The following is a 15,677-nucleotide window of genomic DNA, read 5'->3' as shown; positions in this document are numbered from 1 at the left end:
TGTCGTGAAGGTTCCCGTGAACGTTCACGGGACGGTAGGGGCTGGTCCCGGTCCCGTCAAGGGCGGCTCAGCCGGAGGCGCGTTCGACCAGGCGGACCGGCATGCTGATCCTGATCGGGGAGCGCGGCTGTTCGCGCAGTTCGGCGAGCACGCGGACCAGGAGCGCCCCGTGCTCGTGCTTGTCCGAGTGGACGGTGGTCAGCGGCGGATCGGCGTACTGGCTGAACTCCAGGTCGTCGAAGCCGATGACCGCGCAGTCCTCGGGCACGCCCAGGCCCAGCTCACGCAGCGTCCGCACGGCGCCCAGCGCCATCAGGTCGTTGAAGCCGAAGATCGCGGTCGTCGGGCGCGCCGCCAGCAGGCTCCTGGTCGCCGCCGCCCCACCCGCCACGTCGGGCGACCCGACCACCACCGCGCCGTCGGGGTCGAGGCCGTGGCGGGCCATCGCCGCCACGAACGCCTCGCGCCGCTCGTCGACGGCCAGCCCGACGCTGCTGTCGAGCATCCCGATCGCCCGGTGCCCGCGGGCGACGAGGTGCTCGACCGCCGTCGCCGTCCCGCCCGCGAAGTCCGCGCTGACGACCGACAGCGCCGGGTCCCGCAGCGTGCGGTCGGCCACCACCAGCGGCAGCGCGGAGGTGTACCCGACGAGGTCAGCCTCGGGGGTCGCGTAGAAGAACCCCACCGCGCCCTGGGCGCCGCGGTCGACCAGGTCCACCAGCGCCGCGCGCTCGCGGCCCCGGTCGGCGTCGGTGTTGTAGAGCACGACGTTCCACCCGTGCTCGCGCGCGGCGTCGAACACCCCGCGCGCGACGGAGGGGTAGAACGGGTTGGCGATGTCGGAGACGATCAACCCGATCATGTCCGACTTCCGGGTCTTCATGCCCCGGGCGAACATGTTCGGGCGGTAGCCGAGCGCCGCCGCCGCGTCGAGCACCCTGGCCCTGGTCTGGGCGCTGATCTCCGCCATGTCGTTCAGCGCCCGCGACACCGTCTGCCGCGACACCCCCGCCGCCTTCGCGACGTCCTCGATGGTCGCCCGCGCGGGCGGGTCCACCCCCTCGTGTCCCACCGCGTCGTCCCTCCGAGCCGTCGTGGCCGTGAGCCTAGCCCCGACACCTTCCGGGCGCAGGCGATCCAACGGTGCGACGGCCCGGTGAGTCGCGGAGGACCGTCCGGACCCGCGTGGCCAATGGACTGAAACCAGACGGCAGCCGCTTCCGTTCAGACGGCGTTGGTCTGGCAGGCCGCCCGCGCGAGTCGTTCGGCGTCGTAACCCGCGGGGATGGCGGGGGTTCGCCGCGGTTGGGGCCGGGAGCCGATGTCGTACTCGGCGACCGCCGCCAAACCGATGTCGGCGGGGATGTTGTCGGTGATGCATGGGATGGCCATGACCACGACCGTCGCGGGCTGTGCGGGCCTCTCCGGCAGCAGATGCCCGGTGTGGCCCCACACGACCTTCTTGCTGCCGTCCGGTTGGGTGGAGCCGGGGTTCTCGCCCACCTCGCGGTTCCCGTCGAAGATCTGGTGGTAGGTGTTGCCGTCATCGATGAAGGCCTCACCTGGCGGGATCCAGACGGCGAAACCCATGTTCACCGCGCGGTCGGCGGTGGCCTTGAGGATCCCCTGGCCGAGTTCCGCGTCGGAGATCTCCGCCGCGGCGGGGAGGCGGTAGTCGCCGGGGCAGTTGTCATCGCCGAGGTAGGGCAGGTTCTCGTAGGAGGTGGCGGGGGTGATGGTCGCGTCGGTGATGTATTGCGCCCGTGGGTCCTCTCCGGAGAGCAACTTCGCCAGGTCGGCTTTCCACCCGACAGGTTGCTTGGCGACGACGAGCCACCTGCTGGTGCGCCAGCGCTGAACGTTCTCGATGGTCCCCTGCGGATCGCGCAGCGGTTCGCCGACGCAGTAGTGGGAGAAGCCAATGGTGCAGTCGCGGGGGAACCGGCCGATGGCCGGGTAGGACACCGACGGCCCTGCCCGGCCGTTGTTGCCGTTCTCACCTGAGGTGATGCCCACGTACGGGGCGGCGCGGTCCTGCGCGCCAGGGCAGGCCGCCTTCGGGCGGGTGGGCAACTGCACGGGCACGAAGAGGTTGATCAGCGAGATCACGAGGGCGCCCGCGCTGACAATGGCGGTGATCGCCGAGAGCCGGTCGTTGATCCACCCGGAGGGCTGCCTGATGGCCGCGGTCTCTCCCGGGTCCTGCGTGTTCACGGTCTGGGCCCGTGTCCGCGCGTGCCTGGCGCGGGCGTAGGCGATGGCGGCAAGCCCGATCCCGAAGAGGCTGGCGGCCACGACGTCGACCCGGGTCACCGCCTGGGCGCCGTAGAGCACGCCGTCGGCCACCAGCCGGGCGCGGCCCGCCAGCGTCAGCCCGCCCAGCAGGAGGAAGAGCACACCCAGCCCGAGCGCCCCGGAGACCGCGGTGGCGATGACCACCGCGGCCCACGCGACCCACGAGGTCCACAGGCCAAAGGAAGCGATCGCTCCCACCCCCAGCAGGAGAGGGGGTAGCACATCGGCGAGCAAGCCCAGCCGCAAGCTCTTGACCATGACCACACCTCCACGATTCGACCGTGCGCTCCGCGCGGGGGGCCGCGACGCTTGACGGTCGCGTCAGTGATCACATCGCCCCGTTCACCCGAGGTGTGACAGATGAGGGCCACTGTGTCCTGGAACTGTCGCCTTCTGGCGGCCGGTCACCCTGCCCAGAACGGGTCGTTGTGGCACCGCGGGCTCGGCCGACTCTCCCCGACGGGGTGAAGTCGGCCGGGTGCGTCACTCCTCGGTGTGGCCGAGGGAGGGGGTGGGCACGAACCGGGCGGTGGTGGTGGTCATGGCGTCGGTTTCGAAGACGACCAGCTCGTTGGTGCCTTGGCGCAGTGCGGGGCCGGGTACGTACAGCGTGCGCTGGGGGCCGCGGGACCAGTAGCGGCCGAGGGGGAAACCATTGACCCACACCACACCCTTGCCCCAGCCCGCGGTGTCCAGGTGGAGGTCGGCGGGGGCGTCCAGGTCGAATTCCGCGCGCAGGAGGACCGGGCCCGCGACGGAATCGCCGAGCGTGGCGGAGTCCGTTGGGTTGTCGGCCCACGGCGTGGGCGGGGTGCCCAGGTCGAGGGGGAGCACGTCCCAGTCCACAAGGGACTCCCCGGCCAGGGTCGCGCCCCCGATGACGCCCTTGGGCTCGCCGATGCGCGGACCGTAGTTGACCCGTCCCTGGTCCTCCACCAGCACCACCAACTCGCCCTCCGCGCGGCGCAGTCCGAGGGCGCGCTGGTGGTGTTCGCGCAGCAGGGTGCCGACTGGCTGGCCGTCGAGGAACACCGACACGCGGTCGCGGACCTCGCCGAAGCGGAGGACGGCCGGTCCGGGGTGGGAGATCCGCGTGCGCAGCAGGGCCAGGCGCGGCGTCGGGCTGAGTTCGTCCAAGGTCGGCGGGGCGCCGTGGTGACGCCAGGTGCCCCATCGCCGCGGCGCGTCGAGCAGGTGGACGGGATCGCCCAGCGGGAGGGTGAAGGACGGCGCCTGCCGCGCGGGTGGTGGCGGTTCGTCCGGCACGTCGTGGTAGCGGGCGATGACCTCGCGGAAGGCGTGGTACTTGGCGGTGGGGTTGCCCGCCTCGTCCAGGGGGGCGTCGTAGTCGTAGGAGGTGGCGGTGGGCTGGTAGACACCCTTGTCGTTGGCCCCGCTGGTGAACCCGAAGTTGGTGCCGCCGTGGAACATGTAGATGTTCACCGAGGCGCCCGCCGCCAGCAGGGCGTCCAGCTCGGCCGCGGTGTCCTCGACGGAGGTGGTGTGGTGGTGCGCCCCCCAGTGGTCGAACCAGCCGATCCAGAACTCCGAGCACATCAGCGGCCCGGTCGGCTGGTGCTCGCGCAGCGTCGCCAGCCGCTCGGCGCTGCGCGAGCCGAACGAGGCGGTCAGGTGCAGCCCGTCGAGGCTCCCGGCGGTGAGCATGTCGTGGGTGGGCTGGTCCACGGTGGTGAGCGGCACGGAGATCCCGGCGTCGCGGGTGTACTCCACCAGGGTCTTGAGGTACGTCTTGTCGTCGCCGAAGGCGCCGTACTCGTTCTCGACCTGCACCAGGATCACCGGACCGCCGTGCTGGACCTGCAGCGGCCCGACCACCTCGCAGACGCGGTCGAGGTAGTCGCGGACGGCGGCGAGGTAGCGCGGCTCGGCGCGGCGGACGCCCACCGCGGGGTCGCGGAACAGCCAGGCGGGCAGGCCGCCGTTGTCCCACTCGGCGCAGATGTAGGGGCCGGGTCGCACGATGGCCGTCATCCCGGCCTCGCCGACCAGGCGCAGGAAGCGGCCGAGGTCGAGCCCGCCGGTGAGGTCGAAGGTGTCCGGGGTCGGCGCGTGGGCGTTCCAGGGGACGTAGGTCTCGATGGTGTTCAGCCCCATCCGCCGCGCCTTGTCGATGCGGTCCGCCCAGTGGTCGGGGTGCACGCGGAAGTAGTGCAGCGCGCCGGACAGCACGCGGAACGGTCGGCCGTCGAGCAGGAAGTCCCGCTCGCCGATGGTGAACTCAGGCACGGTCGCCTCCGGTGGCGCGCAGCTCGACAGTGGACCAGGGCAGGGCGGAGATGACGCTTCCTTCCAGGAAGGCCGCCGAACGGCCGGTACCCCCGGCGGGACACCGGCCGTCGTTCAGCCCGTGCTGACGGTGAAACCCTGCTGGTTGCCGTAGTCGGCCAGGCTCGTCTGCCAGGCGGTGAGACCGGTGTCGAGGTCGGCGGAGTCCAGGTAGGCCCTGCCGACGGTGTCGCCGAAGACGCTGTTGGCGTAGAGCTGGTAGGGCAGGTAGCTCCAGCCCTCCGCGACCTGGCCCGCGGCGTCGGTCAGCACCTGGTTGATCTTCTGACCGCCGAAGTAGGCCGACGCCTTGTCTTTGAACTCTGCTGACCCCAGGTCGGCGGTGGTGGCGGGGAAACCGCCGCTGCCCAGGAATGTCCTGACGCCGTTGCCGTTGTTGAGCCACCGGACGAAGCCCGCGGCCAGGGTCGGGTTGGCGCTCTGCTTGAGCACGGACTGGCCGCCGCCGCCGTTCTCGGCGGTCACCGGCCTGCCGTCGTAGGTCGGCATCGGGGCCACGGCCCACTTGCCCGCGCCGTCCTTGACGGAGGACTCCAGCACGCCGGGCATCCACGCGCCGGTGGCCAGGGAGGCGATGGTGCCGTCACCCAGCGCCTTGTACCAGGCGTCGGACCAGCCGGGGATGGTGGAGAGCAGCTTCCGCTCGACCAGCCTGTTCCAGGTCGACGTCCACTTCTTCGCGCCGTCGTCCTGGAGGTTGATCGTCACGGACTTGCCTTCGGTGGTGAACGGCTTGCCGCCTGCCTGCCAGATCATGCTGGTGGTGAAGCCCGCGTCGCCGGTGTCGGAGGTGATGTACTTGGTCGGGTCGGCGGCGTGCAGCTTCTCGGCCGCGGCCACGTACTCGTCCCAGGTCTTGGGCACGGCGATGTCGTGCTGGTCGAAAACCTGCTTGTTGTAGAACAGCGCCATCGGACCGGAGTCCTGCGGCAGGGCGAACAGCCCACCGCCGACCTTCACCGAGTTCCACGTCGAGGACGTGTAGTCGGACTCGAACTCGCCGAACCCGTACTGGGCGAGGTCGACCAGCGCGCCGGTCAGGGCGAACTGGGGGAGCGCCTGGTACTCGACCTGGGCGACATCGGGTGCGCCGGAGCCTGCCTTGACCGCGTTCTGGAGCTTGGTGTAGTGGTCGTTGCCGGTGCCCGCGTTGACGTGTTTGACCTTGACCTTCGGGTACTCCTCCTGGAACGCCTCCACCTGGGCCTTGGCCGACGGGGTCCAGCTCCAGTAGGTGATCTCGCCGCCGTCGCGCAGGGCGGCCTCGACCGCGTCCTGCGTCTGGGCGCCGCCCGGCGAGGTGCCACCGGTGCCCGATGAGCAGGCGGAAAGCGCGGTGGCGATGGCGGTGGCCAGGACTACGGCCACCCTGGTGGTTGACATGGTTGGGTGTCCTTTCGCGGCGGTGGAGAGACCTACTGCTTGACGCTGCCCGCGGACAGCCCTGACTGCCAGAAGCGCTGGAGCAGCAGGAAAGCGACGACGAGCGGGACGACGGTGATGACCGAGCCGGTGATCACCAGGTGGTAGATCGGCTGGGCGGCCACACCGGATGCCTGGGCGCTCCACTGGTTCAGGCCCACGGTCAGCGGGTACCAGTCGGGCTCGCTGAGCATGATCAGCGGGAGGAAGTAGTTGTTCCACGTGGACACCACGGCGAACAGCGCGACCGTGACGATGCCGGGAACCAGCAGCCGCAGCGTGACGGTGACGAAGATCCGGACCTCTCCCGCGCCGTCGATGCGGGCGGCTTCCAGCAGCTCGTCGGGCACCGCGTCGGCGGCGTAGGTCCAGATGAGGTAGAGCCCGAACGGGCTGACCAGCGACGGGATGATGACCGCCCACGGCGTGTTGGTCAGGCCGAGGTCGCTGAACATCAGGAACGTGGGCACCGCCAGTGCCGTGCCGGGGATGGCGATGGCGCCGAGCAGGACGGCGAACACCGCGTTCCGGCCGCGGAAGCGGTACTTGGCCAGGCCGTAGCCCGCCGCGGTGGCCAGGACGGTGGCGCCGCCCGCGCCCGCCACCACGTAGAGCAGCGTGTTCCCCAGCCAGCGCAGGAAGACGCCGCCGTCGTGGGTGACGGTGTCGGCGATGTTGTCGAACAGCGCGAACGTGCCGCCGAACGACAACCCCGAGGTGGACAGCAGGTCCTGCTGCGTCTTGGTCGAGCTGATCAGCAGCCAGGCCAGCGGCGCCAGCGTGTAGACCAGGTACACCGACATCACGATGGTCAGGGCCTTCGACCTGTGGGGCCTGCGGAAGGAACCGGTGGTGGCCACGGTGCTCACGAGCCCTTCCGCGTGCCGCGCAGCTGCACGACGTAGGCGATGATCGCGGTGAGCACGCCCATGACGATCGCCACCGTGGCCGAGTAGTCGTACTGCTGGCCGCCGAAGGAGAGGTTGTAGGCGTACATGTTCGGCGTGTAGAAGGTGTTGATCACGTTGGGCGCCAGCGATCTCAGGATGTTGGGCTCGTTGAACAGCTGGAAGCTGCCGATGATCGAGAAGATCGTCGCGATCAGGAGCGCGCCGCGGATCGCGGGCAGCTTGACGCCCAGGATGGTCCGCAGCGTCCCGGCGCCGTCGATCGCGGCGGCCTCGTACAGCTCCCTGGGGACGATCTTGAGCGCCGAGTACAGGATCAGCATGTTGTAGCCGACGAACTCCCACGTCACGATGTTGCCGATCGAGGCGAGGACCCACTCGCCCGACAGCGGCTCGACCACCCGCCGCCCGAGCAGCTCGTTCAGGTCCCCGGCCAAGCCGAAGTTGGTGTCGTAGAAGAAGCCCCACATCAGCACCGCCACGACCCCGGGCACCGCGTACGGCAGGAAGATCACGATTCGGAAGAAGCCCGCGACGTGCAGCCGCGCGCTGTCGACCGCCAAGGCCGCGCCCAGCGCCAGCAGCAGCATGACCGGCACCTGGACCGCCAGGAACAGCAGCACCCGCAGGAAGGACTCCCAGAACTTCGCGTCGGTCAGGACTCGGGCGTAGTTGGCGAGCCCGACGAACTCCGTGCCGCCGAAGAACACCTGCTCCCGGAACAGGCTCAACCACAGCGCGTAGGCGATCGGCGCCAGGAAGACCAGGGCGAACACGACCAGGAACGGCGCGACGAACAGCCAGCCGCGGCGGCCGGTGCGCCCGCGGCGGGCGGCCTTCACACCACCACGCCGTCGATCTGCAGGGTTTGCACCTGTCCGGCGCCGAACGGGACTCGGAGGGACTTGCCGTCGAGTCGGGTGTCGTCGCGCCGGGTGTAGCGGTCACCGCCCGCGGGGACGGTGGACCAGCGGGGCACGAGTCCGCCCGTCCCGCCGAGGACCTGGCCGAAGCGGGACAGGTCGAAGGTCAGGGTCTGCGCGGCCCCGGCGTTGGCGGCCACGATGACCAGGCGGCGCGCGGTGGCGTCGTGGGCGGCGACGGCGAGGTCGCTGCCGGTGTCGAGCAGGCGCATGCCCGGCCGGATGTGGCGGGTGAACTGGGCGAGCACGTAGTACTTGGTCTCGACCGTGCCCGCCCGCAGGGTGCTGCCGTCGTAGCGGATGGCTCCCCAGCCCGCGGTGGGGTCCATGACCTGCCAGTAGCACCAGGCGGTCGGCCGGAGCCAGCGGAAGTCGAGCAGCAGGCACCGGGCCGTCTGCATGCCCGAGCCGTCGCCGTCGCCGTGCTCGGAGTTCCACAGGACCTTGCCCGCCGCGCGCACGTCGTTGTGCAGGAGGTCGCGTCGGCCGCCGGTGCCCTGGTAGCCGTGCACGTTGACCTGGCGCACCAGCGCCTTGGTGGTCGGGTCGAAGCTGTTCCAGGTGGTGCGGGCGAGGTCGTAGCTGGTCTCGTCGGAGGCGGAGATCCCGATCCCGCCCACGCCTTGGCGGTTCAGCTCGGTGCGCAGGTGGGCCAGGACGCTGCGCTGGGTGGTGGCGTCGATCTTGCAGCCCTCTTGGGTGCCGTTGGCGTGCCAGTAGGCCGAGGACGGCTCGTTGAACGGGTCGACGGTCCGGAAGTTCACGCCCCACTGGTCGCGGGCCCGGCGGGCGGTGACGGCCAGGTGGTGGGCGTGCTGGCGGTGGTTCCACGGCTGGAGGTTGGTGTCGGCGGCGTTCGCCGCGCCGGAGGGGTTGTGGTTCAGGCACATCCACCACATCGGCGAGTTGGCGAACAGCTCGCTGACCGCGCCGCGCTGGGTGGCCTTGACCAGCGCGGCGCGCTGCTTGGCGTCGGCGGCCCAGTTCCACGCCGAGGAGTTCGGGTCCTCGTTGTTCCAGTCCTGCCAGAAGCCCTCGACCTGCTTGAACCGCGGGATGTTCGGCGAGGCGGCCATGCCCGCGCCGTTGACGGTGTTCCAGCTGGACGCGCCGAGGTTGTAGCGCGCGATGTTCATCCCCAGACCCGGCAGCGCCGCCCCGTTGTAGGTGACGGTCCTGGTGGTGAAGAACAGGTCGGCGAAGTCGTCCCGGTCGCCGAACACGGTGGCCCACCACGCCAGCGAGGTGCCCCAGCCCTCCCACGTGCCGTGGGTGACGCCGGGGTTGACCCCGATGGTCGCGTCGGCGCGGGCGATGCTCGGGCCGAGTGCCCCCGCCGCGGCGGCGGCACCTGCCGCGGCCAGCACGGTTCTGCGGTTGATCATGTGTTTCTCCTTGGCGGAGTCGCCGTGGGGTGCGACAAAAGAAGGCAGGGATTCACCAGGGTGTGGGCCGAACTTCGACCGCCTGCGGGACCGGATGCTCCAGGTGCGGAGTCATGTTTACGTAAACATCGGTGATGTGACTGTAACCTGGCACACACGCGGGTGTCCAGTATTTGTGTACTGCGGTGTTGTTCCGGGCGCGCGCGGTCAGGCTGGCGGCGGTGCCGTGCTGTGGCGCACGACCAGCCGGGTCGGGACCAGGGAGGTGCCCGGCTCGACCGGGTCGTCGCGGACCTGGCGCAGGACGCGGTCGACGCAGCGGCGGCCGACCTCGGTGAAGTCCTGGTGGATCGTGGTCAGCGGCGGGATGAAGGAGACGCAGTCGGGGAGGTCGTCGAAACCGACCACGCTGATGTCGCGCGGCACGATCAAGCCCTTCTCGTGGAACGCCCGCAGGATGCCCAGGGCCATCTGGTCGTTGGCGGCGAACACGGCGGTGCAGCCCGGCTCGTCGGCCAGGGCGCGGCCGATCCGGTACCCGGATTCCGACGACCAGTCGCCGCGCAGCAGCGGGGGGACCGGGCGGCCTGCCGCTTCGAGGGTCTCCTGCCAGGTCGCCGCGCGGTGTTCGGCGGCGTAGGAGTGCTCGGGGCCCGCCACGTGCCACACGGTGTGGTGCCCCAGTTCGAGCAGGTGGTCGACCGCCTGCCGGGCGCCGTCGGCCTGGTCGGTGTCCACGACGCCGTAGCGGTCGCTGCCGTTGGAGTCGACGACCACCACCGGGACGTCGATGGGCAGGGTGACCGTGGCGGCGTCGAGCAGGTGCACCTCCATGATCACGATGACGGCGTCGACGGCCAGTTCTCCCAGGCGGGTGAACGCGCCCATCACACCGTCCTGAGTGGGCACCGCCACGGGGATGAGCGTGATGGCGTAGCCCTCGTCGGCGGCGTTGTCCACAATGGCCTCCAGCGTGCGGCTGTTGCCGACGGTGGAGAGGGTGAACAGGATGACGCCGATGGTGCGGAACTGGCCGTACTTCAGGGCACGCGCCGCGCTGTTGGGCCGGTAGCCCAGCTCCCGCATCGCGGTCAGCACCTGCTCCCGCGTCGAGCCCACGACGCTCGGGTGACCGTTGGACACCCGCGACACGGTCTGCGCCGAGACACCCGCCCGGCGGGCGACGTCGGCCATCGACACCCGCCGCGAGCGGCGCGCGGGCGGGTCCTGGGGGATGTCCGCCGCGGGGATCGAACGCACGCCGGACCACTCCCTCCCAGGCTGGGTGCTACGTCGCGGTAACTATAGCGCGTTGCTGTTTGCGCAAACATCGGGCGACGGCACTGCCCTGGCACCGGTGGGGCCGGGTCGGGCACGGGTGTGGATCAATGACGCGACCTGGGCGGATCGCGGAGCGAACGGCGGGTGCTCAGTTGACGGCGATCCGGCTCTGAGGCCCGGGTCCGTCGTTCTTCTTGCCGGGTTCAGCGCTGGGCAGGTTCTTCTCCAAGGCGGCGACGTACGCCTTCATGAGGTGGTCGCGCATCCCGTCGCCTGCGGGGGCGAACGCGTCGGCGGTCATCCCCTTGGCACGGTCGACCAGGTTCGACACCGCGGGCATGGATTCGCGGACCCGGCCGGCGGAGTCGATGTAGCGCAGGGCGGCGACGTGGCGGAACACGGGTGCGGGCGGGACCTGGGCGACGATGTCGTTGTTGTTGACCACCCGGAACGTGCGTCCGGCGAGGGCCTCGTCGTAGGCATCACTCAGGCCGCCGTCGCAGGTGCGGGGCTGGCCGAAGGTGTAGACGCCGTCGGCGGAGAGGCTGGGGTCCTCGAAGTGCAGCCAGGCCGCGGCGAGCATCGCCAGGGCTCCGCCGAGGCTGTGCCCGGCGAACCAGACCGTCTGCTCGGCGTCGCGCAGTTCGGTGATGGCCGCGCGCACCGAGGGGAACACCGCCTGCAGCGCCTTGGCGAATCCGTAGTGGACCAGGCCGGTGTTCGCCGGGCCGGGCCACGGCGGGGTGGTCGTGTCCGAGAGCCAGTCCCGCAGCTGGACCGGCTCGGTGCCGCGGAACGCGGTCACGACCATCGTCGGGCTCGCCATGGTGTACGCCTGGGTGTCGCTGAGCGCGAACGGCGGCTCGAACGCCGAGTGGTGGTGGCGGACCCGGTCGAACCCCCACTCCGCGGCGGTCGCCTCGACCCGGTCCCGGTCCGCGTAGGCCAGTTCCGCGGCCTTGGCCAGGCAGTACGCCTGACGGGCGTCATACCCGGTGGCCCGGTGGTTCAGCGTGGGAGCAGACATCATCCATCCTCCTGCGACACATTCCGACGGCGGCCGCGTTACCGCCGCCCACCCTCCGTGCCTACCTCGGGCACCGTTCACCACGCCACAGGCCGCGCCCGTCGTTCACCCGTCGGGGACGCCGCATCACCCGCCTTCACCATTCTGGTTGTGAACCGGCGCAGCGCGGGAGTTGCTTTACGCGATCTTGCTCGCAAGGGTGGGGGCAAACCCCTGCTTAGAACGGAGCGGATGCCCGATGGCCCACATCGACCTCGGCGTGGACGAGTCGCAGTACCCCGGGATCAACGGACCGATGCGCTTCCGGCCGGAGACGGCCGGGCCGCTCAACGAGCTGGCCGAGGTGTTGCTGCGCCGGGAGCCGCACCCGCTGACCCCGGGCGAGCGCGAGCTGATCGCCGCCTACGTCTCCGGGCTCAACGAGTGCACCTTCTGCGCGACCTCGCACTCGGCGTTCGCCGCCGCGCAGCTCGACGAGGGCATGACGCTGGTGCAGCAGGTGCGCTCCGACCTGGATTCCGCGCCGGTGACGGCCAAGATGCGGGCGCTGCTGCGCATCGCGGGCGCGGTGCAGAAGACCGGGCGCGCGGTCACGCCGGAGATGGTCGACGCCGCCCGCGGTGAGGGCGCGACCGACCTGGAGATCCACGACACCGTGCTGATCGCGGCGGCGTTCTGCATGTTCAACCGCTACGTCGACGGGCTCGGCACGCTCGCGCCCGAGGACCCCGAGCGCTACGCGGCGGCCGCGGCCCACATCATCGAGAACGGCTACGGCGCCTCCCGCTGACCACTGGGACGCGGGACCGTTGACCGAATAGTCCCGTTCGCCTGTCCATCACCGCGACCGGGACTCAGGAACGCCGCGTGCCGCGGCACGGCACCCGCTGTGGGTGCCGTGCCGCGGCGATGGCGGGCAGGGTCAGAACCAGCCCGGGGAGTTCGGGTCGCCCTTGATGACGACGACGAAACCCGTGGAGTCGCGGAAGGAACCGGCCTCCTCGAAGGTCGGGGGCTCGTAGACCGCCTTGGTGTTCTCGTTGTCGATGTTCTCGTTGCGCATGTCCACCCTCACTTTCGTTGTCTCCCGCCCCGGTGGGCGGGCACATCTGGGGGGTCAGGGCCCGGCAGGCGGGACCACCAGCAGCCTGCCCACCTGGTCCGCGGCGACGGTCTCGCGGATGAGGTGGCCCTCCACCTCGATCCAGGCGTGGGCGGCGAAGGGCGGGGACAGCACCACGCCCGTGCACCACGTCGGCCAGGTCCCGTGCAGCCTGCACAGCAGCGCCGCGGCGAGGGAGCGGGGCAGGCAGGCGCGGTAGGCGTTGAGGCCGAGGCTCGACGACAGCACCGAGCCCAGCGCCAGCTCCGCCTCCTCGACGGTGGCGGGCCTGCTGCCGCGCCGGGCGAGCTCCAGGACCTGGCGCAGGCGGTCCGGGGAGAGGCGCACCAGCAGGCGCGCGCCGACGATGGCCGCCCGCGTGCGCGCCCGCAGCCGCACCGGACGCCGCCGTGCCCGGGCGTCCCTCGGGATCATGATGTTGATGGTCACGAGCGGACCACCCCAGCGGCGCGCATGCTCGCCAGCACGGCGGTGATGTCGGCCGCCGCGCGCTCGTCGTCGACGTCGAAGCGCTGGGCGAGCCGGTGCGCCGCGTCCCGCTCGCTGCCGCCGTCGCGGAGCGTGCTCATCACGAGCCCCGCGGTGGGGTTGAGCTTCCAGTAGCGCCCGCGCTTGCGGTCGAGCAGCACCACGCCGTACTCGGTCTCGGTGATGGCGATGTGGTCGGCGAAGTCGATGATCACCGCGCACCTGCTTCCTGTCGCCTGCTCGTGTGGCGGGGCCGGGGACTGGCCGTGCGCAGCCACGTCTCGCAGGCCAGCGTGGCGAACAGGCCGTTGTCGGCCAGCTCCGGCGAGTCCGGCACCGCGCAGGTCTCCCGCAGCCTGCCCGCGTCGACCAGCCCGGCCGCGCCGAGCGCCGAGTCGTCCCACAGGGCGGCGAGCTCCTCGCGGTGGTGGCGCAGGCCGGTGGCACAGGCGGTGTCGCCGGTCGCCTTGGTCTGGCGCGCCAGGACATCCTCGGGCAGCACGCCGCGCATGGCGGTGGCGAGCAGGCCCTTGTAGGCGAAGGGCGAGACCCGGTCCTCCGGCCGGACCGCCAGCGCCGCCGAGATCACGTGGTCGTCGAAGTACGGCAGGGCGATCGGGACACCGGCCTCCCGGTGCACGTCGCGCCAGGCGGCCATGTCCCGGGTGGTGATGTCGATGGCCTCCAGCTCCGCGTGCCGTCCCCTGGTCGGGGCGAGCGGCTCGGCGTCCTCCGCGGCGCGCGACAGGGCGTCGGCGATGAGGTCGAAGCAGTCCTCCGTCAGCCAGTCGCACATGCGGGGCCGGTACTGCCAGGCGAGCCGCACGCTGGTGATCTCCATGGCCGCGGTGTTGCGCGGGTCGATGTCGGCGAAGGCGCGGCGGAACGAGCGCCGGTCGGCCATCGCCGACAGCAGCTCGCGCCACGGCCAGGAGAACAGGACCCGGTGGCCGCGCAACTGCTGCGCGGTGAGCCACGGCCTGCGCAGGGCCAGTGCGTGGTAGTGCGCGGGCTGGCCGAGGAACAGGTGGTCGCCGCCGATCCCGGTCAGGTGCAGGCGGGAGCCGCGCCGGGCCATCCGGCGCACGGCCGTCGTGGCGCGCCGCCGCGTCATCACGATCCCGCAGGGCTGGTCGAACCGGTCGCGCTCGTCGACGACGCCGTCGTAGAACAGCCCCCACTCCTCGGGGGTGAAGACGTCGTGCTCGACGCCGGGCAGGTGCGCCGCCCCTCGGCGCGCCCACGCCAGGTCGTCGGTGGTGGGGTCGGCGCCGGTGCACACGATCAGCTCACCCGGTTCGAGGGTGCGCGCGGCGAGGAAGGCCACCGAGGTGGAGTCGAAGCCGCCGGACATGTCCGCGCTGACCAGGCCGCCGTGGCGGGTCCGCAGCGCCACGGCCGCGTCGAGTTCGGCGCGCACACCGCGGGCGCCCGCGGCGAGCGGGACGACCGGCTCCGGCGGCCGGTGCCAGCGCACCAGCCGCGCCCGGCCGTCGCGGTGCGACAGCGCGAGGTAGCGGCCGGGGCGCACCGGGTGCACGCCGGTCCACATCGGACGGTCGGTGAGCGGGTACGGGGTGGGCATCATCAGCCGCGTCGCGAGGGACGCCCGGTCGACGTCGGCGCCGGTCAGCCGGGCGAGCGTGGCCGCGCGGTCGGACACGACGGTGACGCCGCCCACCACCGCGTGGTAGACCCGGCGGACGCCGTATGCGGTGCCCTGGGCCCGCAACCGCCCGCCGACCGAGGCGAACGCGTGGAAGCTGCCCCGCCAGTCCTCGAGGAAGGCGTCGAGCTGACCGACGTCGCGGAGGCGTTCGACGACGGAGGTCAGACCGCGCTTCGTCACGTCGAACAGCCCGATCAGCGCCACCGCCCCCTCCCCGACCGCGACGGTGAGGACCTCGTCCTCATCCCACCGCCCGACGATCCACGGCCGCCCGGACGGATAGCGCACGGTCCGCGCCCCCGGCGCGAGCGGATTCCACGACCGCCACAGCGCCTCGCCCCGCTCGGAATCCGGGAGAACCACGAATTCCGGAAGATCATCCCCGATCATTGACGCCTCCTCCCCGTTCTTTCTCGACCATAGGGAGCCCCGCGCCACGCCTTCAACACCGTGCAGATTGTTGAAAGAGACGTTGACATCATCGGTTCGCGGCCGCCATGGTGCCACTCTGGCAACGATTCCGCGGGCAATCGACATCCATTGTGGACCGCGAACCGCAAGGCGAGTTCGTCAAGTCGACATCACCTACACCCCTGCGCGGGCTCGGACCTTGGAAATGTCCGTCATCGGTGAGCCGGTCCAGCATCGGCGTGCGGCGGTCGACGGAGAACCGGGCATGACCAGGCCGGTCGGACGAACCGGTCGACCTGGTCGTACCGGACAACCGATCTGCAACCGGCGTGCAACCAGGTCGGCTGACGCTCAAGGGGCCTTGCAAACCACCTTTGAAGGAGGCCCCGATGCGCATACCCACGCAGCGGCGGAGACGTGTTCCACTTGTTGCGGCGGTGGCCTTGGCCGCCACGCTC

General features: G+C 71.1%; 14 protein-coding genes. 1 reads left to right on the top strand and 13 read right to left on the bottom strand.

Translation table 11 applies throughout. The features are described 5' to 3' along the window. Nucleotides 1-67: 67 nt before the first annotated feature. The 9 genes from ACTG9Q_RS12755 to ACTG9Q_RS12715 all read right to left on the bottom strand — a co-directional run bounded on the left by ACTG9Q_RS12755 (nucleotide 68) and on the right by ACTG9Q_RS12715 (nucleotide 11,551). Nucleotides 68-1,072 carry a LacI family DNA-binding transcriptional regulator gene (locus ACTG9Q_RS12755; RefSeq protein WP_455572934.1) on the bottom strand — a complete coding sequence of 335 codons (1,005 nt, stop codon included), beginning with the start codon at nucleotides 1,070-1,072 and terminating at the stop codon, nucleotides 68-70. Between the two features lie 152 nt (nucleotides 1,073-1,224). Further along, nucleotides 1,225-2,553, bottom strand: coding sequence for a hypothetical protein (locus tag ACTG9Q_RS12750; RefSeq protein ID WP_455572933.1), 1,329 nt, complete (start codon nucleotides 2,551-2,553; stop codon nucleotides 1,225-1,227). Nucleotides 2,554-2,778: 225 nt separating this feature from the next. Continuing rightward, complete coding sequence (locus ACTG9Q_RS12745; RefSeq protein ID WP_455572932.1) at nucleotides 2,779-4,542, bottom strand: glycoside hydrolase family 35 protein; 1,764 nt, start codon at nucleotides 4,540-4,542, stop codon at nucleotides 2,779-2,781. Between the two features lie 114 nt (nucleotides 4,543-4,656). Then, nucleotides 4,657-5,985: an ABC transporter substrate-binding protein gene (locus ACTG9Q_RS12740; protein WP_455572931.1), complete on the bottom strand. Its 1,329-nt coding sequence runs from the start codon at nucleotides 5,983-5,985 to the stop codon at nucleotides 4,657-4,659. A 32-nt stretch (nucleotides 5,986-6,017) separates the two neighbouring features. Further along, nucleotides 6,018-6,827 carry a carbohydrate ABC transporter permease gene (locus ACTG9Q_RS12735; protein ID WP_455573082.1) on the bottom strand — a complete coding sequence of 270 codons (810 nt, stop codon included), beginning with the start codon at nucleotides 6,825-6,827 and terminating at the stop codon, nucleotides 6,018-6,020. Between the two features lie 62 nt (nucleotides 6,828-6,889). Next, entirely contained in the window at nucleotides 6,890-7,774 is an 885-nt protein-coding gene (locus ACTG9Q_RS12730) for a carbohydrate ABC transporter permease (RefSeq protein WP_455572930.1), read from the bottom strand. Beyond that, nucleotides 7,771-9,240: a hypothetical protein gene (locus ACTG9Q_RS12725; protein ID WP_455572929.1), complete on the bottom strand. Its 1,470-nt coding sequence runs from the start codon at nucleotides 9,238-9,240 to the stop codon at nucleotides 7,771-7,773. Before ACTG9Q_RS12725 ends, ACTG9Q_RS12730 begins: the two co-directional genes overlap by 4 nt. A gap of 207 nt (nucleotides 9,241-9,447) precedes the next feature. After that, nucleotides 9,448-10,500 (bottom strand): LacI family DNA-binding transcriptional regulator, encoded by a 1,053-nt coding sequence (locus ACTG9Q_RS12720; RefSeq protein ID WP_455572928.1) that lies wholly within the window; start codon nucleotides 10,498-10,500, stop codon nucleotides 9,448-9,450. A 169-nt stretch (nucleotides 10,501-10,669) separates the two neighbouring features. Continuing rightward, entirely contained in the window at nucleotides 10,670-11,551 is an 882-nt protein-coding gene (locus tag ACTG9Q_RS12715) for a lipase family protein (RefSeq protein ID WP_455572927.1), read from the bottom strand. A 235-nt stretch (nucleotides 11,552-11,786) separates the two neighbouring features. Here ACTG9Q_RS12715 and ACTG9Q_RS12710 point away from each other — a divergent pair, with 235 nt between their 5' ends. Next, a complete protein-coding gene (locus tag ACTG9Q_RS12710; RefSeq protein ID WP_455572926.1) occupies nucleotides 11,787-12,338 on the top strand; it encodes a carboxymuconolactone decarboxylase family protein in 552 nt (183 codons plus the stop codon). A gap of 132 nt (nucleotides 12,339-12,470) precedes the next feature. Here ACTG9Q_RS12710 and ACTG9Q_RS12705 read toward each other — a convergent pair whose 3' ends face one another. From ACTG9Q_RS12705 to ACTG9Q_RS12690, 4 genes are read right to left on the bottom strand one after another with little or no spacing between them, the layout of a single operon-like run. Then, nucleotides 12,471-12,611 (bottom strand): lasso RiPP family leader peptide-containing protein, encoded by a 141-nt coding sequence (locus tag ACTG9Q_RS12705; protein WP_455572925.1) that lies wholly within the window; start codon nucleotides 12,609-12,611, stop codon nucleotides 12,471-12,473. Nucleotides 12,612-12,665: 54 nt separating this feature from the next. After that, on the bottom strand, nucleotides 12,666-13,085 hold the full coding sequence (locus ACTG9Q_RS12700) for a lasso peptide biosynthesis B2 protein (protein WP_455572924.1): 420 nt from the start codon (nucleotides 13,083-13,085) through the stop codon (nucleotides 12,666-12,668). 11 nt (nucleotides 13,086-13,096) lie between these two features. After that, the gene (locus ACTG9Q_RS12695) at nucleotides 13,097-13,354 is read right to left on the bottom strand and encodes a lasso peptide biosynthesis PqqD family chaperone (protein ID WP_455572923.1); all 258 of its coding nucleotides are present in this window, start codon (nucleotides 13,352-13,354) and stop codon (nucleotides 13,097-13,099) included. After that, nucleotides 13,351-15,198, bottom strand: a complete 1,848-nt coding sequence (locus ACTG9Q_RS12690; RefSeq protein WP_455572922.1) for an asparagine synthase-related protein — start codon at nucleotides 15,196-15,198, stop codon at nucleotides 13,351-13,353. Before ACTG9Q_RS12690 ends, ACTG9Q_RS12695 begins: the two co-directional genes overlap by 4 nt. Nucleotides 15,199-15,677 lie beyond the last annotated feature (479 nt).

This window comes from Actinokineospora lacus, from assembly GCF_053813445.1.
This window is presented reverse-complemented; position numbering and strand designations above follow the sequence as displayed.